Annotated in this window: 18 protein-coding genes and 1 pseudogene; 5 read left to right on the top strand and 14 right to left on the bottom strand. The window is 57.7% G+C overall.

Going from position 1 to position 26,844, the window contains the following annotated elements; genetic code table 11:
* Window positions 1-67 precede the first annotated feature (67 nt).
* Window positions 68-1,888, bottom strand: coding sequence for an NEL-type E3 ubiquitin ligase domain-containing protein (locus AKN83_RS28200; protein WP_050399857.1), 1,821 nt, complete (start codon window positions 1,886-1,888; stop codon window positions 68-70).
* Window positions 1,889-2,482: 594 nt separating this feature from the next.
* Here AKN83_RS28200 and AKN83_RS28195 point away from each other — a divergent pair.
* A complete protein-coding gene (locus AKN83_RS28195; RefSeq protein WP_244522133.1) occupies window positions 2,483-3,370 on the top strand; it encodes a leucine-rich repeat domain-containing protein in 888 nt (295 codons plus the stop codon).
* An 84-nt stretch (window positions 3,371-3,454) separates the two neighbouring features.
* Here AKN83_RS28195 and AKN83_RS38760 read toward each other — a convergent pair whose 3' ends face one another.
* Window positions 3,455-5,035 carry a carbohydrate porin gene (locus AKN83_RS38760; RefSeq protein WP_083992278.1) on the bottom strand — a complete coding sequence of 527 codons (1,581 nt, stop codon included), beginning with the start codon at window positions 5,033-5,035 and terminating at the stop codon, window positions 3,455-3,457.
* 1,053 nt (window positions 5,036-6,088) lie between these two features.
* Between AKN83_RS38760 and AKN83_RS28180 the strand changes: the two genes are divergently transcribed.
* The gene (locus AKN83_RS28180) at window positions 6,089-6,607 is read left to right on the top strand and encodes a hypothetical protein (protein ID WP_050399855.1); all 519 of its coding nucleotides are present in this window, start codon (window positions 6,089-6,091) and stop codon (window positions 6,605-6,607) included.
* Window positions 6,608-7,204: 597 nt separating this feature from the next.
* Here AKN83_RS28180 and hemN read toward each other — a convergent pair.
* A complete protein-coding gene (gene hemN, locus AKN83_RS28175; protein WP_050399853.1) occupies window positions 7,205-8,539 on the bottom strand; it encodes an oxygen-independent coproporphyrinogen III oxidase in 1,335 nt (444 codons plus the stop codon).
* 476 nt (window positions 8,540-9,015) lie between these two features.
* Between hemN and AKN83_RS28170 the strand changes: the two genes are divergently transcribed.
* Window positions 9,016-10,329: a DUF2130 domain-containing protein gene (locus tag AKN83_RS28170; protein ID WP_050399852.1), complete on the top strand. Its 1,314-nt coding sequence runs from the start codon at window positions 9,016-9,018 to the stop codon at window positions 10,327-10,329.
* A 956-nt stretch (window positions 10,330-11,285) separates the two neighbouring features.
* On the opposite strand, the gene AKN83_RS28165 is transcribed toward AKN83_RS28170, so the two are convergent.
* Together AKN83_RS28165 and AKN83_RS40000 are read right to left on the bottom strand one after the other, a co-directional pair.
* Entirely contained in the window at window positions 11,286-12,002 is a 717-nt protein-coding gene (locus tag AKN83_RS28165) for a sulfite exporter TauE/SafE family protein (protein WP_050399851.1), read from the bottom strand.
* A 987-nt stretch (window positions 12,003-12,989) separates the two neighbouring features.
* Window positions 12,990-13,259: a hypothetical protein gene (locus tag AKN83_RS40000; protein WP_157113604.1), complete on the bottom strand. Its 270-nt coding sequence runs from the start codon at window positions 13,257-13,259 to the stop codon at window positions 12,990-12,992.
* A 95-nt stretch (window positions 13,260-13,354) separates the two neighbouring features.
* Here AKN83_RS40000 and AKN83_RS28160 point away from each other — a divergent pair, with 95 nt between their 5' ends.
* Complete coding sequence (locus AKN83_RS28160; RefSeq protein WP_050399921.1) at window positions 13,355-14,080, top strand: LuxR family transcriptional regulator; 726 nt, start codon at window positions 13,355-13,357, stop codon at window positions 14,078-14,080.
* A gap of 315 nt (window positions 14,081-14,395) precedes the next feature.
* Here AKN83_RS28160 and AKN83_RS28155 read toward each other — a convergent pair whose 3' ends face one another.
* The 3 genes from AKN83_RS28155 to AKN83_RS28145 all read right to left on the bottom strand — a co-directional run bounded on the left by AKN83_RS28155 (window position 14,396) and on the right by AKN83_RS28145 (window position 17,294).
* Entirely contained in the window at window positions 14,396-15,118 is a 723-nt protein-coding gene (locus AKN83_RS28155; RefSeq protein ID WP_050399850.1) for an outer membrane protein, read from the bottom strand.
* A gap of 857 nt (window positions 15,119-15,975) precedes the next feature.
* The gene (locus tag AKN83_RS28150; RefSeq protein ID WP_050399920.1) at window positions 15,976-16,221 is read right to left on the bottom strand and encodes a hypothetical protein; all 246 of its coding nucleotides are present in this window, start codon (window positions 16,219-16,221) and stop codon (window positions 15,976-15,978) included.
* A gap of 698 nt (window positions 16,222-16,919) precedes the next feature.
* Window positions 16,920-17,294 (bottom strand): hypothetical protein, encoded by a 375-nt coding sequence (locus AKN83_RS28145; protein WP_050399849.1) that lies wholly within the window; start codon window positions 17,292-17,294, stop codon window positions 16,920-16,922.
* A 446-nt stretch (window positions 17,295-17,740) separates the two neighbouring features.
* On the opposite strand from AKN83_RS28145, the gene AKN83_RS28140 reads away from it, so the two are divergent.
* Window positions 17,741-18,064, top strand: a complete 324-nt coding sequence (locus AKN83_RS28140; protein WP_050399848.1) for a hypothetical protein — start codon at window positions 17,741-17,743, stop codon at window positions 18,062-18,064.
* Between the two features lie 434 nt (window positions 18,065-18,498).
* Here AKN83_RS28140 and AKN83_RS28135 read toward each other — a convergent pair whose 3' ends face one another.
* The 6 genes and pseudogenes from AKN83_RS28135 to nodD1 all read right to left on the bottom strand — a co-directional run bounded on the left by AKN83_RS28135 (window position 18,499) and on the right by nodD1 (window position 26,369).
* Window positions 18,499-19,527 (bottom strand): LLM class flavin-dependent oxidoreductase, encoded by a 1,029-nt coding sequence (locus AKN83_RS28135; protein WP_050404937.1) that lies wholly within the window; start codon window positions 19,525-19,527, stop codon window positions 18,499-18,501.
* 164 nt (window positions 19,528-19,691) lie between these two features.
* Window positions 19,692-19,949: pseudogene (locus tag AKN83_RS28130) on the bottom strand (transposase); the annotation flags it as partial.
* Between the two features lie 885 nt (window positions 19,950-20,834).
* Entirely contained in the window at window positions 20,835-21,842 is a 1,008-nt protein-coding gene (locus tag AKN83_RS28125; RefSeq protein ID WP_244485963.1) for a branched-chain amino acid ABC transporter substrate-binding protein, read from the bottom strand.
* Between the two features lie 444 nt (window positions 21,843-22,286).
* On the bottom strand, window positions 22,287-23,000 hold the full coding sequence (locus AKN83_RS28120) for a MerR family transcriptional regulator (protein ID WP_157347991.1): 714 nt from the start codon (window positions 22,998-23,000) through the stop codon (window positions 22,287-22,289).
* 921 nt (window positions 23,001-23,921) lie between these two features.
* A complete protein-coding gene (locus AKN83_RS28115; RefSeq protein WP_050404918.1) occupies window positions 23,922-24,917 on the bottom strand; it encodes a LysR family transcriptional regulator in 996 nt (331 codons plus the stop codon).
* Between the two features lie 507 nt (window positions 24,918-25,424).
* Complete coding sequence (gene nodD1, locus AKN83_RS28110; RefSeq protein WP_050404917.1) at window positions 25,425-26,369, bottom strand: transcriptional regulator NodD1; 945 nt, start codon at window positions 26,367-26,369, stop codon at window positions 25,425-25,427.
* Window positions 26,370-26,844 lie beyond the last annotated feature (475 nt).

Raw genomic sequence — 26,844 nt, 5'->3', positions numbered from 1 at the left:
GCAAGGCTCTCGGCCGATGACCGACGCCATCAGGCAGGAATTAAGCCTACTGCAGCCAAAGCCCGCTTCACAGCTTCAGGCCGTGGTCGTTGAGCACCTTGTCTCTCAGGGCGCCCTTGATCTCGCGGGCAATTTCCTTGCGAACCGCGGCACCCAACTCTACCTTCGCGTCCTCGACAAGGTCCGATCCGACCCCGATCAAACCTTTGGCGGTGAGCTGTTGCTGCAGCCGGCTGGCGAACTCCGTCCCCATTGCAGCAATGAGCTCGTCGTGCGCCGTGGCATGGTCTTTGGGTGCGATGTGACGCACAACGTCGTCCCAAGGTTGCCAGTCCACCGCCAAATAGTCGGCGAATTCCGCCGCCTCCTTGTCCCGCACGGATGTCTCTGCGCTATCAACGTCAGCGTCGGTGACGCCGGAGACTTCAAAGAAGCGCATGTCCGGCGCGACGTGTTGCAATCCCAGCCGCTCGCGGAGTTTATTTTGGTAAGCAAGAAAAACCTCAATGGCGTCGATGCCTTCGGCGTTGTTGCCCGAGCTTAGCGAGCGAACCTTCTCGCGCGCAATTTTCTCCAGCGCGTCCAGGCGGAACATGACCCGCCCCAGATCGATGAGATCGGGAAGCCGGGCCTTGTTGTTATAGGCGCCGTTCTCGACGTCAGCGATGAGGCGTGCGGTCTGCATGCCGTTCCAGGTCAAAGTTCTGCGATCCTCGCAGCTCTGGTTGGCGTCCAGGGCCAGTTGAAAATAGCGCTTGCACAATTGCGGGTTTAACGCCGCCTGCCGCAGATCATTGGCGACCGACTGGCGGAATTCGTCATTGTCAGAGTTGACGGATCCTCGCAGCTTGTCGAGGAAAAGCGCATATTCCCGGGCGCCCGGCTCTTCTTCAAAAGTCTGCCAGGCCGCCAGCACCTCATTGTCGCCCTCCTTCGGATTGCCCCTGAGCCAGCCCGCGACTGTTTCAGTGAGAGCTTCGACCTGCTCGTCGTCTGTTCCGGACAGTTCACTTACGTCCTCGCGCGAAAGCTGGACGGTCGGACCGCCGTAATCATCAGCGCCCAAAATTGTATCTAAATTCGTCAGCACTTGCTCAGGAAGGGGATTGTCAATCAGAACGATACTGGCATCAGCGCCCAATCGCGTCAGCAGATCCTCGGGCAGACTCGTCAACTGGTTGTCGCTGGCGTCGAGAAATCGGAGCGTAGCAGGGAGGGCCTCCGGCAGACCCGTCAATCGGTTGTCGCTGACATCGAGAAAATGGAGCAAAGCTGGAAGGACCTCCGGTAGGCTCGTCAGCTGATTGTGGCCGATGTCGAGAAATCCCAGCGGCGCAGGGAGGAGTTCGGGCAGGTTTGTCAATTGATTGTAGCTGCCGTCGAGAAACTGCAGCGCAGCAGGTAGCACCTCAGGCAGGCTTGTCAGCCGGTTAGAGCTCGCGTCGAGCCCTGTGAGCTCGGTTGGAAGCGCAGGGAGGCTGGTCAGTTGATTGGCACTGACGTTGAGACGCCGGAGCGAAGCAGGGAGGTCATCGGGCAGACCCGTAAGCCGGTTGAAGGGAATATCGAGCACGACGATATCATCCGGAAGCCTGGGCAAACCAGTCAGGAAAAGCGATTCGAGATCCAGTGTGGGGGCCTCACCCCGAGCATTCACTCGCCTGACCGCTTCTTCGCGATCCTCAAGCGGTCCCACCTCAGGTTCAGCAGCCCAATTCTCAAGCGCCTGATCCTCGTTAGCCTCCGCATGATCTGAATCTGCAGCTGCGTAGCCCGCCGCTATTCCCCGCCACTGCGCCGCGGTCTCGTTTTGCTGGCCCTCTTGTTCGGAAGATGCGGAAGGCATGCCGCCGTGGCGTTGAACCTGTCCTGCCTCAAAAGGATCCATCCTACTCCCCCTAAAGACTGAGCAGACTCAGTCCACGACTACGCATTTGAGAGCCTAGGGCATTTAGCTTTCGATAAGCTGACATAGCCTGTCGACGCTGACAACGATGGCAACGCAGCTGCCGCACCATCGTCGCTACAACGATTGGAACGTTGGCGGATAGGCAAGGCGGTAGCGGCTTCGCTATAGAGCGCAACGACGACCAGCAGAGCCGTTTCGGTCGAGTAGCGAGAAATGAAGGACGGCAGGCGGTCCGAAGCGCCGAGTTCACGCCCGACATTCTCAGATGCCTAGGCAGTGCTGCCGAACTGGTCATTGCGAAGCTCGAGCGGTTCACCCGTAAGCTGGATTGCTTTGCTCACCCCGTGGCAAACGAGCGACCCTGAGGGTTGCAGCGATACTCGTCAGCTAATCGACAGGTAAGCCTGCTCACGGGAAAACGTTGCCCGCAAAAAAGTCCTGCCGGACTTATCTGGTCAACCAAATGACCGCAAAACTCGCAGCCGTATCGATCGATTTGCCGCGCTAGGGCTTGTACGAACCCGTGCCTACTTAAGTCGGACGGGGACGCAGCGCACGTATAGCGGTGATCGAGTGACATTCGCGCTGTGCAACCGCCTGTTTCGCAATCTTGAGAGTATTCTTGATTCTGGAATGGAGAAATTGAGGGACGCGGGGCAGGCACAGTGGAGTGCAGGTCCTTCCTCGGGGCTTTCCGAAGGGGCGGACCAGGAAAGCTACCTCGGCGGCTTCAACCGCGCCGTGGCGAATTTGGTCGAAACCGTGACGGGCTATCGGACCGCGGCTTCCGCGCGCGCGCAGATGCTGGACAATTGGGTTGTTGACGAGGGGCAGGGCGAAGCCGAGAATCGGCGGCAGGGGCGCACACGAATCAGGAATACGGAGAACACAGGCTCACGCTTGCTCGACTTATCGTGGCTCTCGCTGACCACTCTGCCCAGCGCCCTTCCGCCAAGGTTGCTGGAACTGCGCGCCCGGCACAACGAGCTAAGCAGCCTGCCCGCTATGTTGACGCCCGGTCTCCAGCGTCTTCTCATCAGCCATAATCGCTTGACCAGTTTGCCGGATGGTCTTCCGGCGACCCTCTCTGAGCTGGAAGTCGCTGACAATAGATTGTCCAGCCTGCCGGTAAATCTTCCGGTTGGGCTCGAGATCCTGAATGCGAACGACAACCAGCTAACCAGCCTGCCGGACACTCTCCCGAGCGGGCTCACCTCGCTCGCGCTCGGTCGCAATCAGTTGACCGATCTGCCCGAGTCCCTCCCGTCGCGGCTCATTGAACTCAATGTGAGCAGCAATCAATTGGCCAACCTGCCTGATCCACTTCCGAGCACACTCCAAAGTGCTCGCAGAGCGCGGCCTCGAACTGTAAGTCCCAAGCGGCCGACAGATTTGTCATTGCTCCGTGGCATTACAACGCTCGTCCATGGCTTTTCAAGGTGCTTTGCCAACGAAAGCTGAGAATCCCGGAAAAGAGAACCGTTCAATGCGGTGGAGGGCAGCTTGAGCCGCGCGAAGGTGACAGCAGAACGACGCTTGCCATAATCAGAAGAATACCAGCGTAGACAGCAGCAGATTGAGGGCGTGCTCCGTCTGAAGCGTATGCGTGACGCTTGTCGGGTTGTGGATGTATGACAGTCCTGCGCTCGCATAGATACCCGGAGCGAGATGAGCAGTATATGTGCCCGTGATCGCTAGGGTATCGCGATGCGCAAGCTGACCTTTAGCCAAGGCCGCATCCACGGCGAATTTGCTCCAGGTCGTGTTGCTGGCGACAAGAGCAATCAGATCCTGGGGGCGACAATCAAACGGCCCTTTCGTATAAAGACGAAGCTCGTAATACTGGCTGATTCTGTTGAGGTCAGGCGGAGCTCCCATGATAGAGAATCCGCCATAGAGTCCGCGAGACGGCGACCTGACGGCATCAGCTTGCCAGAATTGCCGGTCCGCAGCGATGTAATGGAAATTGTTGCCGCTCACTCGCTGTTGATTCGGGTCCGCCAAATTCTTGTAGCGGCTGGTGTTGAAACCAGCGCCGGCCCGCAGCCATGTGTCGGGCGATCCAGGAGCGGCCTTGCTCCTGTAGCCGATTTCATCGATGAGAAGCGTGCCCGCATTGGCCGTGCTCCAGTCCACGCCTGCGGGATTCTGTCTTATCTCGGCATAGGGACCGTCCGGGCTGATCGAACGCTGCACTGAAATCTTGTTGTAGAAACGATCGTCAAAATTGTACTTCAGGTTGACCGCCGGCGTGGGCGTAGCATTGGTACTCACCCCTGCCTGGATCAAGGCGAACATGTTCGATCCGGTCATCCCTCCGAACAATGTGCCGGTAAACTCATTCTGGTTTCTCAGGTAACCAAATTTGAGTTCGAGCTTCCTGCCGAGAAAAGTCTGGTAATAGGCGAGCGTGTTGAGCCCCACTCTGTCAGGCCCCGGGCGATCCCACGTCCAGTATTGCTGCTCGGCTCCGACGACAATCTGGCCATCGGGAATGCCAAACCGGGTGAGATCGTACGTGACGATCAAGAAGTTCGCCGAAGCGAAGGTCGGGTTCTGCCCCATGTAAAGCTGGTTTGCGATTGGGCTTCTCGCTGCATTTGGCAGCTGATTGTCTACAAACGTGTTATGTGTCCAGCCGATATAACCAATGCCGACATCAGCCAGCGCGGATCTAACGCCGCCATTCTCCTGATCAATCGTATCTGCAGGACCAGGTATCGCGAGCCACAGTCCTTTTTCACGTAGATTGTCGTACCTGGCGAAGGGGCCGATTGGTTTTTGCGTTCGCGTATGAGCAGATCTATCCACATTGTTGCGCCTTTCGGCAGGCATGTCGGCACGTACAGCTGACCGTGGATGCCGAGGCTGGACGACTTGACGTATCACACCGGTCCGCGACTTTGTCGCCGGACTGGAAGCTCGTTTTATTTTGCTGGCCTGATCCACAGTGTCGTTTCCGGAATCGAACTCGTCACCGGTTTGCGCCAACGCGGAGTTGCCGAACAGGCAAGCCGCCAGCGAAACTGCGATATATCGTTTGCCGGTTGGCCGAAACGGGAAAGCAGATGCCAAGGCGGCCGAAGACGTTAGAAACGATGTCGCCGCAAGAAACCAATCACGCATGCGCTCTTCAGATCCGTGTCAGCCAGTCATGATTGGAAAGAACGCCGGCCTGATTGGCCGAGAGTGGCATCTCAACATTCTCGTTCCCGAGGAGGGAGCAGATGAGCTGCTCCGCGATTGACTTGCGCATCAGGCCGGGGCACCGCAAAAGAGCAGCGCGTTTTGGTGTGGCGAAAGGCTGAGACCCTCGGTCTCACCTTCTGACAACAGCCTCGCTGCTCGCCATGCGACAGATTGGGCTGGCGTTGGGGGGACCTTGCTGGAAGAACCCTTTGACTGACGATGTGGCAGGCGCCAGCAAGCAAATCTCGTGAGCCTCGAGGCATGGCTCATGGCGTTTTGTGATGTCGTTGGGCCAGACAATCGACAGGATATGGAACTCGCCGTCCCTGGAATGTATGCGCTCGCAGATCGCACGACGACGCCCGTCATGGACGTCCCAAGTGAATGGACGAAACAACCTTCGAACCACTTTGGTGGCGGCGGGCGCGCAACAGCTCCATTGAAATAGTTGGGGCGTCCAAATCTGTCTTGCATTGCGGGTCCTTCACTTGCGCGACCTTCGTTGGTCCCGCTTGGCATGTGCCCGTGATCTCGATCAACCTGCTGAGATTGGTAGTTGATCATGCGCAATAACTGCCCTCCGAATGAGGGATTGCGGCTCAGCCGTCGCTCTTAAGCGGCCCGTCTTGAGTAAAGCTGCGCGTCAGGCGGCTCTAGTCAAACACGCTTTCGGAAACGAGTTGCTGTTTGCATTCGGCAGGCACCAAGAAAGGGAAATCAGAAGGGTTGTTATGGATGAGGGCAAAATACTGCACGATCGGCGGCGAAGACGAGGACCGATGTTCGCCGCCAGCGCTATGATACAGGAGCCCGGCACAAGGCCACTCGGTGGGCACACGGGCGCCTCGCAGGGAGCAGACGGGCGAGCGGACGAGGAGGTCCGCGAAGTATGACATTATCGGCAGTCGAGATCGCTGGAGCGCGCGGACACCGCAAGCGCTCGGATCGACGAAGCGAGCCGGCCGAAAGAAGGATGCTGGACGAGGGGCGATGTTGATGATTGACGATGCGGTCGCTTCGGATTTGCAACCGCTGTTGCGAGGGCGGTCTCGACGCATTGTCCGGGTTTTGGTGCTTCTCCTTGTCCTCGTCGGTTCCAGTGCTGCTGTCGCCTGGTTTTGGGCTGACCTCGGGGAGTTTGTCGTGACGCCGGAAGCTCACCAAGTCACTTCAATCATGAGGTCGTCACTGGATGACAAAGCTTCCTTGTCCGAGGTAAAGTGGGCACAGCTGAAGGCTAGCGATGAGATCGCAGAACTGAACCGCAGGGTCGATGCCGCGCGGAATGACCTCAAAGGGATCCTGGACCAGATCAGCGTGCTGACTGCGCAGATCGAGTCGCTGCGGAATTCAATGCCTGGCGCCTCTACGCCCTCCATTTCTGCCCAACCATCGGCCCAAGCTGCTTCGAGCCGAGCCAAGAAACGCCTTGGGCAATCCACACCACAAGGACCTGTTTCCGTTGGGGGCGCGCCAGTGATCGCAGCACCTACGGCAAGCGCACCTTGATGTCTCGATCGGCTACAGGCTTGGCCATAACCCCAACCGTGCCCACGGTTTGCACCCGCATTTGCGATGCAGCTTGCAGACCTAAGGGCCGCGACGGCGCCGGGCTTTCCGGAGGCCAGGGTTCGCTTCCTTGAGGTATTATTGCCAGGTGGGCAGAGTGCGTCTCGCATAGCGGTCCTGAACGGCAAATCCGCGGGACAAGTGTTTGTAGTCAGATCATTGCCGTTGACGCACTGTCTGAAGTGATGGTGATCGCGCTCCGATGCCCCTTCGAGAGCCGCACAAGATGAGGCCGATGTACTACTGAAGCGCTCCGCAGAACCGCGCAATCTGCGTCTCTCGTCAACTCGGGTGCCGCTTCCAGTAGGCCTAAACAGAAGCCGTCAAGCTCCACAACAGGACTATTTCTCTAGGAAGAATATCATACTCGTCGCTTGAGGTCGTCCCGACAAGGGGGCGACTCGAGTTTGCGGCCTCAGTTTGGAATTGATTGCTACGCCTCATAATGACTATCTCGCCTGGCTGCCACAGGCGCTCCGCCGATTGCTCCTTGGCCATTCGCGTTGATATTGTGGATCTGCTCACATACGTAGCTTGTTAATAGGGTATGCGGTCGAGGTGAGCGTCGAACGCGGCAGCAACGGCGCGAATGACAAAACGGTGCTTCTGCTTGACCCGGATAAAACCCTGTTGGATGTCCAGTATCCCGTCTTCGGCAAGCGCTTCCAGGCGGTCGGCTGAATCAAGAAAAGGAATTGGATCAAATCCGTGGGCGACGCAGATTGCCGCCACATCGGCCTGCAAGTCGCACATCAGCCGCTCGATGATTTCGGCCCGAAGGCGATCTTCGGCGGTGAGGCAGTGGCCCTTTAAGGTTGCCAGATGGCCAGTACTAATCTGCCGGCAATAGGAACTTGTTGCCGTCTCGTTCTGGACGTAACCGTCACGCAGACGGCCGATGGCTGACGGACCAAGGCCGATCACCGTTTTACACGTATCGGCCGAATAGCCCAGCGAGTTGCGGCGCAGCCGGCCGGTTTTCTGCGCGTGCGCGAGTTCGTCGTCCGGGAGGGCGAAATGGTCGAGCCCGATTTGGCGATATCCGGCGGAGACCAGCGTATCTGCCATGGCTGCAGCTTGCTCGGCGCGCGCAACATTGTCGGGCAGCGCCGCCTCGTCGATCTGGCGCTGACGTTTCATGTAAGAGGGAACATGGGCATAGCCGAACACCGCAAGGCGGTCGGGCCGCATAGTCAAAGCCGTCTGCGCTGAGTTCACGCAGGATTGCACGGTCTGATGCGGCAATCCGAAGAGCAGGTCGAAATTAATACGGCTTATTTCATGCTGGCGAAGGCGTTCGACGACAAAAGCGACCTGCGCTTCGCTTTGGAGACGGTTGACCGCCCTTTGAACTACGGGATCGAAGCTTTGTACGCCGATGCTCGCGCGGCTGACGCCCGCTACTCCCAAGGTTTCCGCCATCTCGGCCGTGAACGTGCGTGGGTCGATCTCGACGGCGAGCGCGGTCGATTTGCTGAACGCGAAGCAGCGGCGCAAAAGCTCCATCAGAGCCAAGAAATCGGCCGGTGGGATGGTAGTCGGCGTGCCGCCGCCAAAATGCAGGTCGCTCATTGGAAGACCGTGAGGCGTTTGCTCTGTGACCAGACGAATTTCCTCACGTACCGTCAGCAGGTAATTGCGAATCGACCGCTCGCTGTGAGTGAGGCTTGTTGGGAAGCCGCAATACCAGCAGATCGACCGGCAGAACGGAACGTGAAGGTAGACCGATACGGATTCGTCTGGCGGCAGCCGCCGCAACCACGCCTCACAGGTCGTGGCGCCGACCGCAGCAGAGAAATCCGCTACCGTTGGGTAGATGGTGTACCAGGGCAGGCGAGCATCGCAATACTTGTTCAAGAGTGAGGTCTGCAACGCTTACCTTTCCGCGCTGATACGCTATCAGGCTGACGGATATCCTCTGCTCTGTCTTTGCTTTAAGTCAAAAAACACTGCCCTGATTCCTGAAGCTCGAGACCCTTCTTTGATGTAGCTGCCAGGACAGCCTGCGAACTGGGAGCGGTGAGAAAGTCAGGCGCCAGCCATCATTTGCACCCGGTAAGAGAACAAATGGCTCACATGAGCTCGGCCGCCCGAGCTCGATCCGCCCAATCATTGTGCGCAGGAACAATCATTCATCGGAGCGCACATTGTCTGCATTCTCCAACGCAGGGGCTTTTGTACGTTGCCGGCGGCGAACCAGTCGACCTCAACCTTTCAAGGTGTTTTCGGTGGAAAAGCTGATGTGGATGCCCCAGGCGTTCGATCGAGTCAGGAAATCACGCTAAATCCGGTTGGTAGTCCGCGCCACGCTGGGCCGGCAGCACAGGGCCAATTGGCCAGGAGGGCTCATGAACCTGAAAGCACCCGCGGCGGGCGCCGCGCATCAGCCTATTCTCAATTGCCCGAACTGCAATCATGAGATTCACCTCACCGAATCTCTTGCTGCTCCCCTGATCGAGGAAACTCGCCAACATTTTCAGCGACAATTGGCGGACAAGGATGCCGAGGTCGCCCGCAAGGCCGAGGCCTTGCGCCATGAGCAGGAGCAACTGGCGAGACAACGCGAACAGATCGAGGATCAGGTGGCCGCGCGCCTGGCGGCCGAGCGCACCGAACTCGTCGCCATGGAAGCGAAGAAGGCTCGGCAGGCCGCGGCGGCCGAGCTGCTGGCAAAAGCTGCCGAAGCGGCCGAGCTTCGTCAAAGCCTGGAGGCCAACAATGCCAAACTTGCTGAGGCGCAGCAGGCGCAGGCCGAACTGATCCGCAGGCAACGTGCCCTTGACGAAGAGAAACGTGAACTCGATCTGACCATCGAAAAGCGCGTGCAGGCCTCAATCGCGGATATCCGGGCCAAAGCCAGGCATGAAGCGGACGAAGCCGCCCGCTTTCGAGTGCTCGAGAAGGATCAAACGATCGAATCCATGGCGCGGACGATCGAAGAGTTGAAGCGCAAGGCTGAGCAGGGCTCGCAGCAATCTCAGGGCGAAGTGCTTGAGCTCGAGCTCGAAGAGCTGCTTCGCAGCCGTTTTCCCACTGATACAATCGAGCCGATCGGCAAGGGAGAGCTGGGTGCGGACGTGGTCCAGCAGGTCAACGGTTCAATCGGTCATCCTGCGGGCCTCATCCTTTGGGAAACCAAGCGTACGAAGGCATGGAGCGACGGCTGGCTCGGGAAACTGCGCGACGACCAAAGGCGGTGTGGCGCAGATGTGGCTCTCATCATTTCACAGGCGCTGCCGAAGCACGTCGAATTTTTCGATCTGATCGACGGAATATGGGTTGCTCATCCCCGCTGTGCTGTTGCGGTCGCGATCGCGCTCCGTCAGGGGCTGATTGATTTGAGCAGTTCGCGCCTGGTGCAGCAAGGCCAGCAAACCAAAATGGAGCAGGTGTACCGGTATCTGACCGGCACCAGGTTCCGCCAGCGGGTAGAAGCTGTCGTTGAAAAATTCAACGACATGCGAGAAGATCTCGACAAGGAGCGCAAGTTCATGGGCCGCCAATGGGCCAAGCGCGAGACGCAAATCCTCTCTGTCATCGAATCTACCGTTGGCATGGTTGGTGACCTTCAGGCGATCGCCGGCAAGGCGATGCCGGAAATCCCGAGCCTCGATGCACCGCTGCTGGAATGCTCGGCCCAATCGGAACGCAAAGCTTCATAATCAAAAGCGACGCGGAGTTGGCTCCTTTCAGCTTGATTTCCCGCATCCCGTTCGAACTGACAGGTGGGCGTGCTACCGCCGCTGGGCTCGCGCAATAGCTTCTTCCACACGCTTGCACGTATTGGTGGAGAAAGCGCCAGCGGGTCTCGGCGTCGATGTTGTTTTCTTGCGGCAGAAAGGCTCGTCGAGGAGCGATAGTCGTCGCTTCTCGCCGCGGTTATGCCTGCCATTGAAGCTAGACAATCTGCCGCATCTTTGTCGGTCAGGCCTGTTCAACTTGCGCAGACGGGATCTGAACCCATTTGCAATGGTTTCCGCGACTTGGGCGGGAATTACTTTCGGAAGCGATACAGTGTTCCGAGTTGCCTAGTCGTGCAGGATAAAATGGTACACGCGAACGAGGACCGGGAAAGAATTTGGCGCGGCGCCTCCGCGAAGATGCATCGAGCAGAAAGCTCTTCTGGCTGGGATTTCAGACAAGGAGTCCCGGTTGATGAAACTCAGGGTGCGAGATCGTACAACGTGACGCAGCGTGAGGTTCAAGAGCCGTCGAACCGGCGTGAAAAATATTTTGCACTCCACGTCATAAGTATGGATGAGCCTCAATTACGCCACGCCGCTTGTCTCATTGCGCCAAGCATCGTCACGGATGTACTGATGATGTTGGGGCTGCCCCGGCGCACTTCCAACCCCGGCAGGTGCGTCGGGGCGCTTTAATTCGGTCCCGCCGTTGTGAGCGCTGCGAGTTCACCAATTCCCAACCAGGCTGCAGGCTGTGCCGGAATCGCAAAGAGCGGGCATTGTCACCCTCCGCGCTCGCTGGCGCGTCCAGGTCCGACGATACGCATCTGTTCTGCTTCAGGGCATTAGGTCGACGTTTTGGAACCGTTCCGGCTGTCGTCATGAGCCCTGATGATCGCAACGAAAGCCCCCAGCAAAGGCAGATCGAACAGCTTTTAGGTGCGAACCAACTGCACGCCGGCAATGAGAAGAACCGCCACGAGCATCAACCTGATAGCTGTTTCGCTCAGCCATTTCAGGCCGACAACCGTTCCTGCGACGGCTCCTCCTAGTGCAGCGATTGCGTAAGTAGCCGAATCCGAACACGGAAGCTGGCCTGTGAGAAGAACTCCGACGAAGCCCACTGTGGAGTTCGCTAGGATGAACGGAGGCGACAGCAGGGTGACTTGCCTGGCTGACGCCCACTTCAATGTCATGAGCGCGGGCGCCAGGAATACTCCGCCGCCCACGCCGGTCAGACCAGAAACCAACCCGATGATCGCCCCAATGCTTACGCTTCCCCAGAGCGGAGTTTCGCAAACACGATGGGCAACGCTCCCACGCCGAACAATCATCACAGCGCTCGCCAAAATGAGCACAAGACCGGTCAACGTCCTGTAAACGTGCTCCCCGAGCACCAGCAAGCTGCCGGCAAGTGCTGCCGGCATTGATGACAATAGAAGCGGCCGGAGCGTTATCCAGTCGATGACTTTGTTGCGGTTTAAGAACCACGTGGAATAACTCGCGACAACAATGTTGAGGCCAAGCGCCGTCGGGCGCATCTCTGTAGAAGGCAAGCCGGAAAACGCCATGAGCGCTAGGAACGCGGTTCCACCCGCCTGACCAACCATTGCATAGAGGAGCGAGATAATTGCGAAGAACAGAGAAAGCATACTTCATCTACCCTGCGAAAAGTTCTTCGCCTGCCTTGCACCTAGCTCCATGGAGTTCGAATTTGTCTTTCCACGAGGGAAGAAGTCCAAGCGAGCGCTTAATCGGAGGCCGCGCCGCACCTGGCACCGGCTAAGGTTGCCAGACGATTGCCATTTGTGGGTCGGCTTCTTCAATTGCCAGCCTTGGTACTTGACCAGGATGTGAAAGTGGTACGCCAGCGCCTGGCTGTTTGAAAGGCGCTTGGGGGGGGGCGCCGCGCCGAGCGGCACTCTTTCCAGGCCGCGGGAGGGTTGCGCAAGTGGCGCTGTCGCGTTTCCTCCAGATGTCGCTATTGCTCCAAGCGCGCGTGCGCCGAACGGCTCTTGTCTTGAATTTCTTGTTTTGATTCGGAGAGGTCTCCAGTTGGTACAACACTTGCTGATGCGCTGCTAGGTCCTCTCCCTTATGGAGATGCGTATGCAAGGCGTCCTCTGCAGCCGGCAGGTCTCGTTTCGGCGCGTATCTCCAGTTGCTCGCCTGGCGCGCGGATCATCTGTGCCTTCAATTCAGGTGCGCTGGACCTCTCTAACGCCCCTGATCAGGCGAGGGGCCGTTATATCACGCGGTCACCTGCTGGCTCGGCTCTTCCGTGTTGGTCGCCGATTGCGCTTCCGACGCCGTCGAAGGACGAAGGATCCGCGAAGAATCCGCGACAGAAATTCGCAGGATGGGGAAGAAAATATGACCTTTCCGTCGGGAGGAAGCAGAAAGCCGATGTCGGAACTGCGAAGGTCGATCCCGGCGCCGTCAAGTTGGCCAACGTGCTCCATTTCGCCCAAATCGCGAAGCTCAACGTTCCGGATATCATCGTGCTCGATCTTGAGGCAAAGCCACGCGTCTTTCGGGCAGCACAGTCGCTCCTTGGATAGAGACAATCTTGTTATTCATAGCTTGTTGGTGTCGCCAGCTGGATATCAAGGGTCATCGGGGTTGCCATGGCCGTCGTATCAAAAGCGATTCAGCATTGGGGCAGCGTCCAGGGCACAGACCATCGACACGAACAACAATGCGGTAATCGCCTGCTTAGCCTTCTGGTCATCGGCGAGCGAAATCAATCGGATGGAATTCGACGACGCTTCGGTCGTGGCGTGCCGTCCGATGTCCGACGAGGATAGCGGCCGGACCCCGGCGCATGACAGGATAATTATCGCGCCCCAGTTGGCGGAAGGCGACAAATTCGGGAATGGCGTCTGACGCAGCGCGCGCTCCAGCCTCACGAGTTCAGCTCATGGAACGGAATTTGGATCCGCCGGAAACAAACGCAAGCGAACGCAGCGATGGCGAGCCGGACCGGCGTGCCGAAGCGCCCATCGTGGATCTTTTTAGCTTCACCGAGTGCGCAAACAAGACGCATTCGCTGAGAGCGTTGTTCGATCTTCTTGTAAACCGTGCCACCGAGGAAGGATTCAGTGAAGTTGCATACGGCGCCATCAACTTCGTCGAGCCGCTTCGGTTGGCTGAGTATCCGCCGCCGACTGTCGCTGTGAATTGGCCGCCAGCCTGGTGCGATCGATACTTCAAACGCAAGTACCACACCATCGATCCGGTGGTCCGGCGGACGCCGATGCATTCGCGTCCGTTTCTGTGGGACCAACTGGCTGATCATTATCAGCTTCAACCGGACGAGAGACGTGTACTGGATGAGGCCAGGGAGGCTGGCCTGAAGCATGGCATGAGCGTGCCCCTATTTGGCCCGTTGGGCCAAGTATCTGTGGTGTCGTTTGCGTCTCCGTCCGACGATGCTGATCCTCAGGATCGCATCGGTCATCTCAACGCCCTGGCTTCGCTCTTTCACAGCGCCTGTGGCGAGATAGCTCGATCCACCAATGGCGGCTGTGGGAAAAAAATTGCATTATCGCAACGGGAGATCAGTTGCATGCGGTGGGTTGCAGAAGGGAAATCTTCCTGGGAAATCGGCATGATCCTAGGAATCAGCGTTAATACGGTCAATTTCCATATCAAGAATGCGATGCGAAAACTGGGTGCGACCACCCGGATCCAGGCGACAGCTATCGCCATTCGCCTCAATATTCTTTGAGATCCCATCCTCACTGCCAGGAAGTGCGATTGACGCCAAGCCCTGGCAAGGCTCATGTCATTCGAACATTGCTTCGTTGAGACAGGCGACGTGAAACTCACGTTGCGTGAGGTTCTGGAGTTCGACGACGCATGTAAAGCCGACTGGTTTGGTGCCCTCGGGTGTGCCTGCGGTTTGCTCTGCCAGCCAGTGATCTAAGCCTAGGCGAGCTCGAGCCGGTTGCGCTGGCTGGTTGCGAGGCGGTAGAGCATCTCGAGAAAGAACCCCGACCGTTAGTCGGGGTTCTCGATTTAACGCTTGCGCGCGTGGGGTTCGCTATTTTGCCAACGTCGGACCGAACCTGTAGTTGAGCCGCGCCGTGACAAGATCGATGTCCTGGTGAACGCGATCGAAGCCAATAGCCGTGGGGAAGCTTACGTTGCTGCCCTGCATGAACAAGTGATCATACTCAAGGCCAACCGACCAGTTCGGCGTCAGGCTGACTTCCGCACCAGCGCCGAGCGCGCCACCCCAGCGCACATCGTTATTCCTGCCAAGCTCGGTGCCATTGGCCACTGAGTTGACGTGATAGGTGTTGCTGGTCACCGCCGCACCGCCCTTGGCGTAAAGCAGCACGGCATTGAACGCGTAGCCGACGTGGCCCGTGAGCAATCCAAATGCATCTGTCTTGGTGCTAATGGTGTCCGCTGGGAAGGCACTGCTGACATTGGAGCCGCTGAAGTTGGCCCAGTTTCCCTGACCTTCGATGCCGTACACCGTTCTGAAGATCTGCCAGCGATAGCCGATCTGTCCGCCGACGGTGCCGCCGGTCGAATTATGGCAGCCCTCGGAAGTACCGCCGTTGAAATCCCAGCAATTGTGACTCGATCCCCAGCCGCCGTTGAGACCGATATAGTAGCCGCTCCAGTCGTTGATCGGGGCTACCACCGGAAATGGGGGGGCCTTGATGTTGACAGGCTGCCCGGCGAGGTCTGCGCCGAATGCGGGAGCTGCAGCGCCGAGTGCGATGCTTGCGATCAGAATCAGCAATCTCTTCATTCCAGTGTCATTCCTTTTGATGGCCCCCGGCGCCGTGCGTCTTAACAACATGATTGCGAATTGCTGTAACTGAGGCACAACATTCCTCCGCAAGAAATGGGTCGAAACGCACGGTGCGTCAGGTTTTGAGGCGCCTAACTTGCGACGCTCGACGAAAATGCAGCAACATTCGTGGCGCCTTTACCTGAAGGCGATGCGATCGTGATGGCACTGCGCGGCGCAATGCTGCGAGCGCATTTGCTGAAGCACCGCCACAACCAGGTTCCTGGCGATACATCCGGCTGAGCGTCGTTCAGCGGGTTTCGTCATGAGCCGCACAGATGAAGGCGTCCCTATCGGGATGAGAGTTGAATTTATCCTGAGTCAGGAGTCGTGTGGCGACTTAAGATTGTGGTAACGTCGGAAATGATCCATCAGAGGCATTGATCGATCCAAATTCGGCCATCCTCAAGATCCGGAGCGGCATCGGGCGCGCTGTAACTGCTCTTGCTGCGCCAGGAAAGCCAATCGAGCTGGTGCGCCGCCAAGATCATTTGCCGCAGAATGTTCGTCACCGCGCTGGGTGAAGCCCGCATCGAAATTGCCGAGACGCGCGCCAAGCTACAAGATACGGTGCGCATTGTGTCAAGCCGGGACAGCGCGTGCTTGTCGCGCCTTCGTTGTCGGTGTGCTCCCGCTTCTATCCTACTGATGTGGGGACCACGAGAGCTGCACAAGCAGGGCTCCTTGATGCTGTCATCGACGTAGAAGATGAGCAGGGAAAACTCAGATCGACCACGACCTGCCCCTTCGGAGTTGACGATACGGTCTCGTTCCTGCCGATAACAAGGGTACCGGCCAGCTGGAGCGACGAACCTCTACTGTTTACTCGGCGACGCCAGCTCCGCTCGTAAATTGCGTATCGCTTCGTTTGCCAGATGCAGGGTATTCCGTTCGCCGGTCCTGATCGAGCACTCCAGTAATGCTCGCAAGCGGCGGTGAAGGAACGTCTTGAGATGATGCGCAAGAACTGGGTCCTTCTCGACAAAGCGCCACGCTTTTTCAAATGCGATGCTTTCGATAATCTCCGGCGTTTGCACCTGGCCGGATATGACCTGATCCATCTCAAAACTCCTCGACTCCTGGTACAAGGTAAAAGTTTCGTCCGGAGCGTGCCGACGAGCTGCGGCCTGTCTTGAGCGGCAAGAAGTCGGAGCCACAGCCAAAATGTGTGTCGATCCTACAGCGACCTTTATAGTGCCGCTTGTTGAAGTCCGGATGACCCAATGTCGAAGTGCCAGGGAAAGTCGGACGCTTCTGAATTGGCAACAAGATGCGAGGCACAAAGAGGCAAATGTCAACGCAGGGTCTCTTAGGCCCGGCACGAGCTATCGCGACAATTGCGTTGATCTGCCAGGAATCGTTCTGGCGACGAAATATCAGGTGGCCCGCAAATTTAGAACAATGCGGCCGCGATCAGGGAGCTAGCTTATGCTGCCAAGATCCGAATATCGGAAGGCGCGGTCAACTGTGCGGCGCCTCGCGCGAATATCGCGGATCGCGCGTCCCCCTATCTGCCCTGGAGCAAACTGCGAGCGTGTAACATGCCATGATCAAGCGTTTGAAGTGTAGTGCAGCGAAAATCGGATGAATGTCTCGCTCCTCGAGGCGAAATGATCAGCACGTGGAAGCAGCTCACTCACCTAGCGGTGAGCCACGGTCTCGAAGTGGCCTTATCCGTGGGCAGGAGAGCACCGCCACGGTCAGCCCAGCAATGAAGCTTTCACTGAGCGGCCGTCGATCGCCGAGGAGCGAAGCGGCCTCAGCCCGCCGCACGTGCCAGAATCAATCTGGCAATCCGCGTCTGGTTGGCCGGAGTGCGCAGTGCAGGCGGTAAGGCGGCCACTGCCTGATCTAGAAGGCGCCCCAAGATTTGAAGCTCTTCTGGATCGTAAACGCCATGGTCCCGTCTCATTCGCGCTGCTCGCCCGTCGCCAGGAAGGCCACCGGTGCTCGTATCGCCGAGCTGGCCGAGCGCCAGTTCCGCTGATATCATTTCGTTCGTGAGTGCGTTGAGCAGCTGGATTGCCTCGAGCTCGTTGCTTCCTTCGCGTACGAGAGTGGCCACGATATCGAGTTGCAGGTCGATGCGATCCTCAAGGTCCTGCATACGTGAATTCGAAGGGTCAAGTTCCACAGTGTTGCTCCAGATTAATTAGACGAAATTGGCATGTAGTTTTGTGTGCGTTCCGATTTGCGAGGCAGCCGATGCGGTGAGCGACAAAAGTTCCGCTGCACAAGACAACTCGCGCATGTGCAACCAAAGAAAGGGACGGGCTGGCCTCGCAGAAAGACCTGAAGAAGGTATGGTCGCTATAGAGCGCTGTGCGCTGCCTGATAGAACGCCCGTCTTTGATTGAGCTATCGAGCCGGCGTACTCCACGCTGGCCGACCTCGCAGGAGCGCCGTTGGCATAGGCGGAACACACCAAACAGCGTGGAGTGGATGGGCGGCATGAGAGCCCCGCGAGCAAAGGGCGTAAGTGGGCGGCTAGTGTTGTCGCATGGCCTTTCGCGTCGCCGAAATCGAAGTCAGTATGCGCCGCTGATACCAGCGCGTCCTTTTTGTGTTTGAGAAGGTCAGATGGCTGACGTTGCATTGCTTGAGAATCGCAACATCGCGAAAGTAACGGGGCTGTCCGCCTGGTCAGGCCGACAAGCCTTGCCGAGGCTGACGCAAGAGCCGGTGCGACTGCCTGGCTTCTATGCGACGCACGCATGCAACCCGACCAATGCGCGTGAGAAGCACCTAATTTTCGGCGACGCCTTCAGGATGACGAAATTGCTGTCGGCTACTTCGAATGAGGGCAATACGGTTCGGCGAGCCATCCGGCTGAAGCTGGACCGCTGGTGGCGCGGTTTCAAAGGTCGAGGGATATCGTTGGTGATGTGGGCGCGAAAGGCTTGAGCCGGCCTGCGACTTGGCAGAAAGCAAAGGGGGTCCATGGTCACACGAGCTTCGTCAAAGATGCTTTCCGGAAATCGGTGAGCGACTATGGTGCATTTGGCTGAAATCCGTAAAATCGAAAGTTTTGATGGGATGCATCCAGTCCGCGGATAGCGCGCGCCACTATCCTTGACCTGCTCTGGACGACGCATAAGACAAGCTCGCATACGGGTTGAGCCACTTTGTGATGCCAACGCTATTCAACGTCTCATGTCGCTGCCGACGACATCGGCTGCGCGGCCGGCAACGTGATGCTTGAGGTCGCGCCTATATCCTTATGAGTTTGGGATCTCCCGTCGAGCAAGAAAGAACGCCTTGATCGTACGTCAATGGGCACGTACGGCATGCCAAGAAGGGGCCGGGCGTCCCACAGTAGCGAAGTTGAATAGACATTGTCAGCCAAAGCTATCGATGACTTCGGCTCTGATCGCGCTCGCGGTGTATAGTGAAGTGTCGAGCGGAAGGCTCCCGAATGCAAGCTGGCAGAGTAGGTAGTTGGTACCTGCCTCTTCCATCTGGTTAAGAAGCTGCTGTCGGGCGGAAGCTGGCGTCCCGACGACGCACAATTGGCTCTCCAGCGCTGCATCGAACGACAGCGGCAGAGCCGGCGGCGTCGGAGTGGCGTTTAGCTCGTAAAGGAACTTAAAGCTATCCAGCCATTGTCCATAAGCGGCTTCGGCAGCCGCATGAGCTTCTCCGTCAGATGTCGCAATCACGATCATACGAGCCAACCCCAGGAACAGCTCTCGATCGTCCGCGGCTGTGCAGCGCGCCCGACGGCAACGAAAAGCATCCGTAATGCTTCGGACAGCAGAGGCGGGGCCGACACACGCCAGATTTGCACCATTTGCCGCGGCCCATTCCGCTGATTCGGGCCGATTGCTGGCGATCCAGGTCGGTGGAGAAGGTCGCTGATGAGGCCTCAAAGTTAAGGGTACACTGTTCAGCTCAAAATGGCTTCCTTGGTAGGATAACGTATCGCCCTTCAGCGCAACATTTAAGATTTCGCTGGCTTCCATATAGCGGCTTGGCGCCGCGCCTGCGCTGATGCCGAAATAGCCCCATTCGATCGGCTGGGAGCCGCGACCGATACCGAGTTCGAGCCTGCCGCCGCTCAATTGATCAAGCATGCAGATCTCTTCGAACACGCGCAACGGATGATAGAGGTTGAGCAGCAGAACAAGCGGACCAAAGCGGAGCCTGCGGGTGCGCTGCGCAAGACTTGCTAGAAACAGGTTCGGCGAGGGCCCTCTGCCATGAGGGGTGCAGTGGTGCTCCGCTAGGTGATAAGCGTAAAAGCCCAGAGAATCACACGCCTCCGCCAGCTTGAGACGATCTTCATACTGTCGCGCAATATCGCGACCGTCGTCGTCCAAGTGGTCAAAGATTGCGCATTTCAGTCTTGAGGGAAGGCCGCTTTTCACTCGATCATCTCCGATTTTGGAATGGGAGTCCTGGTTGCTTTGTGCCTTCGGCCTCAAGGACGTGGAACGCATCACTTGGCCGATCTGGCTATTCTGCGGGAGCTAACGCTCTGGGCTTGCGCCATGCAGCGTGGGCGTGAGAACCTGCATATTCGTCGCGACTACTTTGATAGGAGTTCGCGAAGTGCATCCACGCCAAGCATGTGCTCGACCAGAAGCTTCTTTAGGTTCGCGTTTTCCTCTTCCAGCGCGTTCAACAGCTTGGCGGCCGAAACGTCCATGCCGCCGAACTTGGCCTTCCAATCGTAGATTGTCGCTTCAGAGATCTCGTGTCTGTGAGCTAGATCAGCCGGTTTCGCACCAGCCCCATGCTCGTTCAGTATCGCGATAATTTGCTCTTCTGTGAATCTCGGTCGTTCCATTTGTCCGTTCCGTCTTGCACAGCACTTGCACTCGAAGTGCAGACAATATGCAATGTGACATCATCTGGCGCCTTTACGAGCTTGGCTCAAAACACGCACTAAATATTCCGAATATCCGCGATGTCAGATGGCGCGTTCCATCCTTCATGCCAAATGGATCGGCGGCTGTGCCCGAAAGTAGGACAACGTCCAGGGATGCGCATTCCGATAGGAGAGCTGATCGAAGTCATGTCGATAATATTCTCAATGTTGTAACTCTGCCCGATTGTCGTGGCGTCACGCCTGTTGCCGCCTGCTGGAAGCAATGTGAGCTTGTTATCGACAATTCGCTTCACAACGAGCGGTGTCGCATCAAGCTGGCCAGTGGTGGGATCGAGTTCGCACAGACTTTAAGTCTGACATAAGTCGCTTGGGAGCGGTCGAGGCGCTGGCAGAATTGACGAGGAACGCGCTGGCGAAACAGCGATTGGATAGCAATCGCGTTTCGCGCAATGTGGGGTAGCCGGAAGTTGCGAAGTACAGTTGCATTTGTCAGCATGCGCGGTCGACGGAGAGATTGCCGTGGCGGTTTGGTTGTCATGGCTGTTGTCGCATGAGCGGAACGGCCGGAACTGCGCAGCATTCCCGATCAGACTGTTGCGGATGTCTGCAGTGAAGCGTCGCAAGAACTGGCCTTAATCGGAATGCTATTTGTCTACCATCGGACGTAGCTCCTCCTGTACGTCGACGTCTGGTAATTCCGCGAGCGCTGCAGCGAAGGCGATAAGCGCTCCGAAAGCCGCGAGCACAAGAGAGCTCGCGAGTATAACGGCAGCAAGGTCCTGATGTCGTTTCATCATCTGTGTCGTGGCTGTGTTGGCGGAGAACGGCTGTGGATCGCGTCGATCAGTTCTGGTCGAGCACTTCAACACGCCCGTCGAGCCAGCGGTAAACCACAAAGCCTGGGCCTGCATTGTCTCCCTTGGTATTGAACCTGACCGGACCAACGGCTGTTTCGATCGGCCGTGAACGGAGTTCGGTTGCGACCCGCGCAGCATTGAGGGAACCGGCCCGCTTCACCGCCTCCGCCCACGCCTGAACTGCGGCATAGGCGTAAAGTGTGTAGCCTTCGGACGACAGCCCGGAAGCCTTGAGTGAGGCCACGGCGTCAGCCGCATTGGCATTTGTTGCTATGTCGGGCATGAAGGTAAATAGCGTACCGTTTCCCGCGCTGCTGGTGATGCCCCAGAATTCGGAGGTCATCAACGGGTCGTTGGCCATGACGGTAAGACCGGCCTCTGCTTCTGATGCCTGACGGATGATCAGCCCAATCTCGGTGTGATAACCGCCGATATAGGCGAGGCGTACCCCGTCCCTCTTCAATCTAGAGATCAGCGCCGTATAATCCTTTTCCCCGGCTATATAGCTCTGCCGAATGACGGGTTCGCCGAATCCCTGAAGCTGTGCCTCAACCGCGTCGGCGATACCTTTGCCGGCGGTGCTCTTGTCGTCGAGCACTGCGATCTTGACGCTGTGGTAATGTCGGTGAATGTATTCAGCCGCAACGGTGCTCTGCTGGTCGTCGCGGCCGCAGATCCGAAACACGGTCTGGATGTTGCGTTCCGTTAGCTGAGGATTTGTCGAACCAGGTGATAATTGGATGATACCTGCTTCGGCATAGACGTCGGAGGCTGGGATGGACGAAGACGAGCAAAAATGGCCGACGACCAGACGCACCTGAGCCATTGCGAGCTTATTTGCAACGGCGACCGCTTGCTTCGGGTCGCAGGCGTCATCAGCGACACTCAGTATCACCTTGGTGTTGGGAAGCTGGCCCGAAGCGTTCAACGCCTCGACAGCCGCGGCGGCGCCGTTGCGCATCTGCGCGCCGAACGCCGCGCTGCTTCCGCTCATTGGGCCGGCCACGGCAATATGAACGTCCGAAGCCCGCGCAGTCGAGGCGAGGGCACAGAAAAGGAAGGCTGCACCTGCAGCTGGAGTGTAAAACCTATTCAACACTGCAGATCTCCTAGTGCTCAGCTCGATCTAAAGTCCAACTGTCTGCGGCCAGCACGGGCCCGCGCTTAAGGATCGCCAAGCGAAGCATGTGTCAGCTCGGGCAACGACCATGGCGGAGCCTACAATTTGACGTTACGTACGATTCAAGTCTTTCTTGAACGGGAGCTTCGCTCAATGCATCAGAGAAAGCGGCGGATCGCCGAGACCCTCGCAGAAAATCTGACCGGTGATTGGTAAAGCTGCCGCCGGGCATCAAAGCCGGCGGTTCACGCTGAACCGCCATGACGATCGAGCTGGCCAAGCGGGCTGGTCAAGCCGTCCGAAGCCGCCTTAGTGATCTCAGTATGGCTGATCCTCTAGGCCGGAGAGGGCAAGATCGAGATATTGCATGAGGCAGGGATCCCAACCAGCCAAACTGCGTGGGGCGCTTAGGCGTGCGAGGACCTTCAGGATCGTCGAAACCCGGGAATCCGCTCCAGCGATTTCGCCGATCAGCAGGCGCGCGGCAATCGCGACGGCTTTCGCGCGCTCGCCGCAAGGGTGTTCGCCGCGATCCATACAATCGCGGAGGTCGTCCCGGATGCGTCGCCATCGCTCCTCGCGTTCTGCAGCCAATTTGCATGTGCATCGGGATGTTTGACTACGCGTCTCAATCCGCGACATGGCGTCCAAGGTGGCAGGCAGCTCATCTACGCTGACCTGAACGTCACTGTCGGTCGTCATGTTGCGCAATCGATCTCGCAACAGCGTTGCTCGAGCAACTTGAAGCTCTATTCGCTCCAAATGCTTGCGCAATAGGTCGGTCAGCGAAGTCGTGCGCTCCATAGCTTTACGGATCTCGTAAAGGGAGAAGCCAAGCTCACGTAGCGCCCGGATCTGATGGACCCGCTGGATGCTCTCGCGGTCGTACATCCGATGGCCGCCGTCCGTGCGCTCTGAAGCGGCTAACAGGCCGGTGTGTTCATAATGATGCAGCGTGCGTACCGTCACTCCGGTCGCTTCCGCAAGTTCGCCAATGCGCCATCGACGCCGTCTTGGTGTAGCTTTGCTCATGTTGTTCAATTTCAAAGCCTACAACCTGACGTCACGTTGGATTCAAGTCATTTCAAAGCTCTAGCTGGATCGTCTTCCATTCCAGCGCAGGAGTGGTGACTATCCTTAGAACGGCGCGCGATCAACCCTGAGGGGAAATGGTGATCAACAGGTTCGTTAAGCATGCCAGCTGAGCGTCGCTGGCCGCTGTACGCTCCAGGATGAGTTTGGCGATCGCCGTCCGATTTTCCGAAGTTCGCATTGATGGCGGCAGCGCGGAGACTGCCCTGTCAAAAAGACTTCCTAAGACAGAAAGCTCTTCGGGATCGAATACTCCACTGTATTGCTCCAACGTACGGCTCCTTGTTCGTCATTGCGTCGGCATAGCGCACCTCGTCAAGACGTTTGGCCGCGGTACGGCCAAAAGAAGTCAGACCGGGGGCGCAGAGAGACGAAGAAGCGATGCGCACTCGGGTGATGCGACAGAGCAACACGCGCGTGCGATGCCTTGCTTGGACGGAGCGAGTCCAACATTCATATGCACAATCAATCAGCACCGCGTTCGTTGTGGTGCTGGATCTCCGACAAGTCCGGATCGTCCGCTCATCGCGAGCGCCACGACCGATTCGCCGCCTTGATGTGATTAGCCGCCGAGCCGATTCGGCCCTCTCGAGATCGACGCGGCCGCAAGCCGGGCTTGCAATGCCAGCGTAGCTTTGGCGCGAGCACGTAGCGACCTCTCTGCCTCTCAAAGCTGGGCCAATGCTCGAGCGACCGCTTTACGTCGAGCCCTCGCCGGTGCGAGAAGGACGGCCTTGGGCTTGTGACGGTCGCCAACTATGAGGGGCTTTGACGAGAGACAATCAGTTCGAGCGAGACGAGCCGAAATTGCACGTTGGGACACGGTCCGGGCGGCGGGTTCGCTGACCTCTGCTAAAGTCCTTACGCTAACGGCGAGACCGATCGTGCGAAGGGGCCGGCATCATCCGCTTGTTCCGAAGCGCTAATGCTGAATGCCTCTTCACGCGCAGTTGCTATGCGAGCTGCCTCCTGCAGCAATATCTCTCTCAGCCAGATGCTCTCTGGATTGCTGTTATTAAGGACTGGCCATTGGACTGCCTCAGTGAAGGTGGGGAATGGCTGGGGAAGCGTGGCAATCTGAAGCGGCGCGGTTTTTTGAAAATGCTTTGCGAGCCTAAAGGGTATGGTCCCTATGCGGCCTGTGCCCACTAGCAGGGGTGGAATCATGCTGAAGCTCTGCACAAGAATATCGATGCGCCGATTGAGGCCGAGATCGAGTAACAAGGAATCCTCGACGAAGGTCTTGCGTGCGCCTCCGAGCTTGACCGCAACGTGGCCCATCGACATATACCGATCAAATGTCAACCGCCTCAGTAAGTGACTATTCGTGTGGCAGCCTACACAAGCGAAACTCTCCTCGAACAAGGCCGCTCTGGGGTGTGTACCGGACATGAATAGTTCCGGCAGGATGACAAAATCGACCTCGCCGCGCCGAAGTAGCTCATCGTGTTCATCGTTGAGCGTCACCAGCTCGAACCTGACATTGGGTGCTTCTCGCGCGACGCGCTCCACGACATGGCGGAAGAATACGACGGTTATGAAATCTGACAGGCAGATCCTGAACCGCCGGTCCGATCGGGCAGGATCGAAGGCCTCACGTGCGATAATCGAGTGCTGAATGTGCATCAACGCCTCACGAACCGGAGCGGCGAGTCCCTCCGCGCGTGCGGTCAGGACAAGTTCTCGTCCTCTCATTACAAACAACTCGTCACCAAAATAGGAGCGCAGTCGGGCGACAGCTGCACTCATGGCGGGCTGGCTAAGGCTGATCTTACGTGCCGCTGCAGTCAGGCTGCGCTCAGTCATTAGAGCATCGAGCGCGACGAGAAGATTAAGATCCAGTCCTTTGAAGCGCATATCTTCTTGTCCGGCGCAAACGTGCTTGCGGTGTTAAACGACCGGCCGCGGCCACGTCTGAGGCGGTCTCACCGGCTGGTCCGAATCGGTTTCGTCCGACCTTGCTCTCGCGAGAGGAAGGTCGCGGAATCACCGCAACAGTGGACGGTTCGGCCGTTGGCGGACATCAGAGGCTGGAAGCCGTTACCAGCCCGTAATAGGCTCGCCGCTCCCGCGCGCCTCGTAACAAGACCCGGTCTTAACTATTGGCACCAGTCCAAGTTGTTCCGCCAAAGCCGTGAGTTCGGCTGTGCGCCCGGTCGACCGCCGCTTAAGGCAGCGCGAGCCAAGGCGCGCAGCCTACAACCTCACGCAGCGTGGGATTCAAGCGAATAATTGAACGTGCCTGACATTTGCACACCAATGCGGATTATGTCCCGCAACAACGTTGGGTGTCCGTCGACCTCGGCGGAGAATTATGGCGTGCCGCAATACTCGAGACACGGCCGGAATGGCCTTATGCTGAACTTAGCATCGCCTACGAGTAGATGTCTCGAGATGGCCCGATGCGATGTTGGACGCCTCTTCCAACAATATTCGCCTCATCCAAACACTCGCCGGGTCGGTATTGTGGAACGCAGGCCATTGCAATGCTTCAGTGAATGTGGGCAGAGGCAAGGGTGGTGCGACAATCCGCACGGGCATCCGCTTTTCGAAGTGCCTAGCGAGTCGCAAAGGCATCGTGCCGATACGGCGGGTGTCCAATATTATGGGTGGGATAAGGCTAAAGCCTTGCACCACCACCTCGATCCGTCTCTTTAGGCCGTGTTCAAGCAAAAACCATTCTTCCAGATTGGGCCTCAGCGCCCGTCCGAATTTGGCCGTAACGTGACCCATCGAAAGGTATTTTTCGAATGTCAGTTGTCGTGACAGCTGCTTGTTCGTGCGGCATCCCACGCATACGAGAGTCTCGTCGAACAGCGTCGCCTTGGGATGAGAGCTCGACATAAACAACTCCGGCAGAATGAGAAAGTCGACCTCACCCCGGCGGAGCAACTCGTCGGGCTCATCCGAAAAGGGCAGCAATTCAAAGCGCACAGCCGGGGCTTCCTGTGCGATACGGTCCATAATTCGTCGAAAAAAAACGATTGTCATGAAATCGGAGAGAATGACCCTGAAGCGACGGCTGGACTGAGCAGGGTCGAACGAATCTCGCGAAATAATCGAAATTTGAATGTGCAAGAGGGCCTCGCGAACGGGACCCGCGAGCTCTTCCGCGCCCGGTGTCGGGACGAGCTCTCGACCGCGCATCGTGAAAAGTTCATCGCTGAAGTAGGTGCGCAGCCGCGCGATTGCCGCGCTCATAGCGGGTTGGCTCAGGTTAATTTTACGCGCCGCGGCGGTGAGGTTGCGCTCGGTCATCAGAGCATCGAGCGCAACGAGCAGGTTTAGATCGAGTCCTTTGAATCGCATCTTTTGAGTCTATCCATCGTGTGGATGCTTTCTATCGAAACAATCGATTTTACCAAACTGCGGGATGTTGGATAGCAAACATCAGTTTGGAAAATGGTCGGAACACCAGAATGGCTGTCGGTCGTGCGTGGACTCTGGACAAACCTTGAACGCAAGCGGCTGCTGTCGGATCCTTGGGTGGTCATTCAAGGCGAAGGCGTACGAGTGGCGTCGGTCTTGGCCGGCACAATTCGCGTATCCGTTGCAACGCGAAGCGTTCGGTAAACCTTCGTATGTGTATTCCAACCCTTTCCATATCGGCGGTTTACCCGCGTACACTTGAGGGCCGGATCAGCATCGCCCTAGTGTCGCGATACAGCGGCAGGCGCAAATCGCGGATGCCAAATAGATCTGGCGACAGTCTATCGGCTCGACTGTCAATCGCATTCGGGGCGTGTCGAAGATGCATGAGAATCAAGTTGATCTGGTGTCACTG

The sequence above is a fragment of the Bradyrhizobium embrapense genome (assembly GCF_001189235.2).
Taxonomy (GTDB): domain Bacteria; phylum Pseudomonadota; class Alphaproteobacteria; order Rhizobiales; family Xanthobacteraceae; genus Bradyrhizobium; species Bradyrhizobium embrapense.
This window is presented reverse-complemented; position numbering and strand designations above follow the sequence as displayed.

What these genes read in the sequence shown, in the direction of transcription:
- AKN83_RS28200 (WP_050399857.1), bottom strand. Translation starts at nt 1,888, where the DNA reads ATGGATCCTTTTGAGGCAGGACAGGTTCAACGCCACGGCGGCATGCCT.
- AKN83_RS38760 (WP_083992278.1), bottom strand. Translation starts at nt 5,035, where the DNA reads ATGCGTGATTGGTTTCTTGCGGCGACATCGTTTCTAACGTCTTCGGCC.
- AKN83_RS28180 (WP_050399855.1), top strand. Translation starts at nt 6,089, where the DNA reads ATGTTGATGATTGACGATGCGGTCGCTTCGGATTTGCAACCGCTGTTG.
- AKN83_RS28170 (WP_050399852.1), top strand. Translation starts at nt 9,016, where the DNA reads ATGAACCTGAAAGCACCCGCGGCGGGCGCCGCGCATCAGCCTATTCTC.
- AKN83_RS28165 (WP_050399851.1), bottom strand. Translation starts at nt 12,002, where the DNA reads ATGCTTTCTCTGTTCTTCGCAATTATCTCGCTCCTCTATGCAATGGTT.
- AKN83_RS28155 (WP_050399850.1), bottom strand. Translation starts at nt 15,118, where the DNA reads ATGAAGAGATTGCTGATTCTGATCGCAAGCATCGCACTCGGCGCTGCA.
- AKN83_RS28150 (WP_050399920.1), bottom strand. Translation starts at nt 16,221, where the DNA reads ATGGATCAGGTCATATCCGGCCAGGTGCAAACGCCGGAGATTATCGAA.
- AKN83_RS28140 (WP_050399848.1), top strand. Translation starts at nt 17,741, where the DNA reads ATGGCTGACGTTGCATTGCTTGAGAATCGCAACATCGCGAAAGTAACG.
- AKN83_RS28125 (WP_244485963.1), bottom strand. Translation starts at nt 21,842, where the DNA reads ATGAGCGGAAGCAGCGCGGCGTTCGGCGCGCAGATGCGCAACGGCGCC.
- AKN83_RS28120 (WP_157347991.1), bottom strand. Translation starts at nt 23,000, where the DNA reads ATGAGCAAAGCTACACCAAGACGGCGTCGATGGCGCATTGGCGAACTT.
- AKN83_RS28115 (WP_050404918.1), bottom strand. Translation starts at nt 24,917, where the DNA reads ATGCGCTTCAAAGGACTGGATCTTAATCTTCTCGTCGCGCTCGATGCT.
- nodD1 (WP_050404917.1), bottom strand. Translation starts at nt 26,369, where the DNA reads ATGCGATTCAAAGGACTCGATCTAAACCTGCTCGTTGCGCTCGATGCT.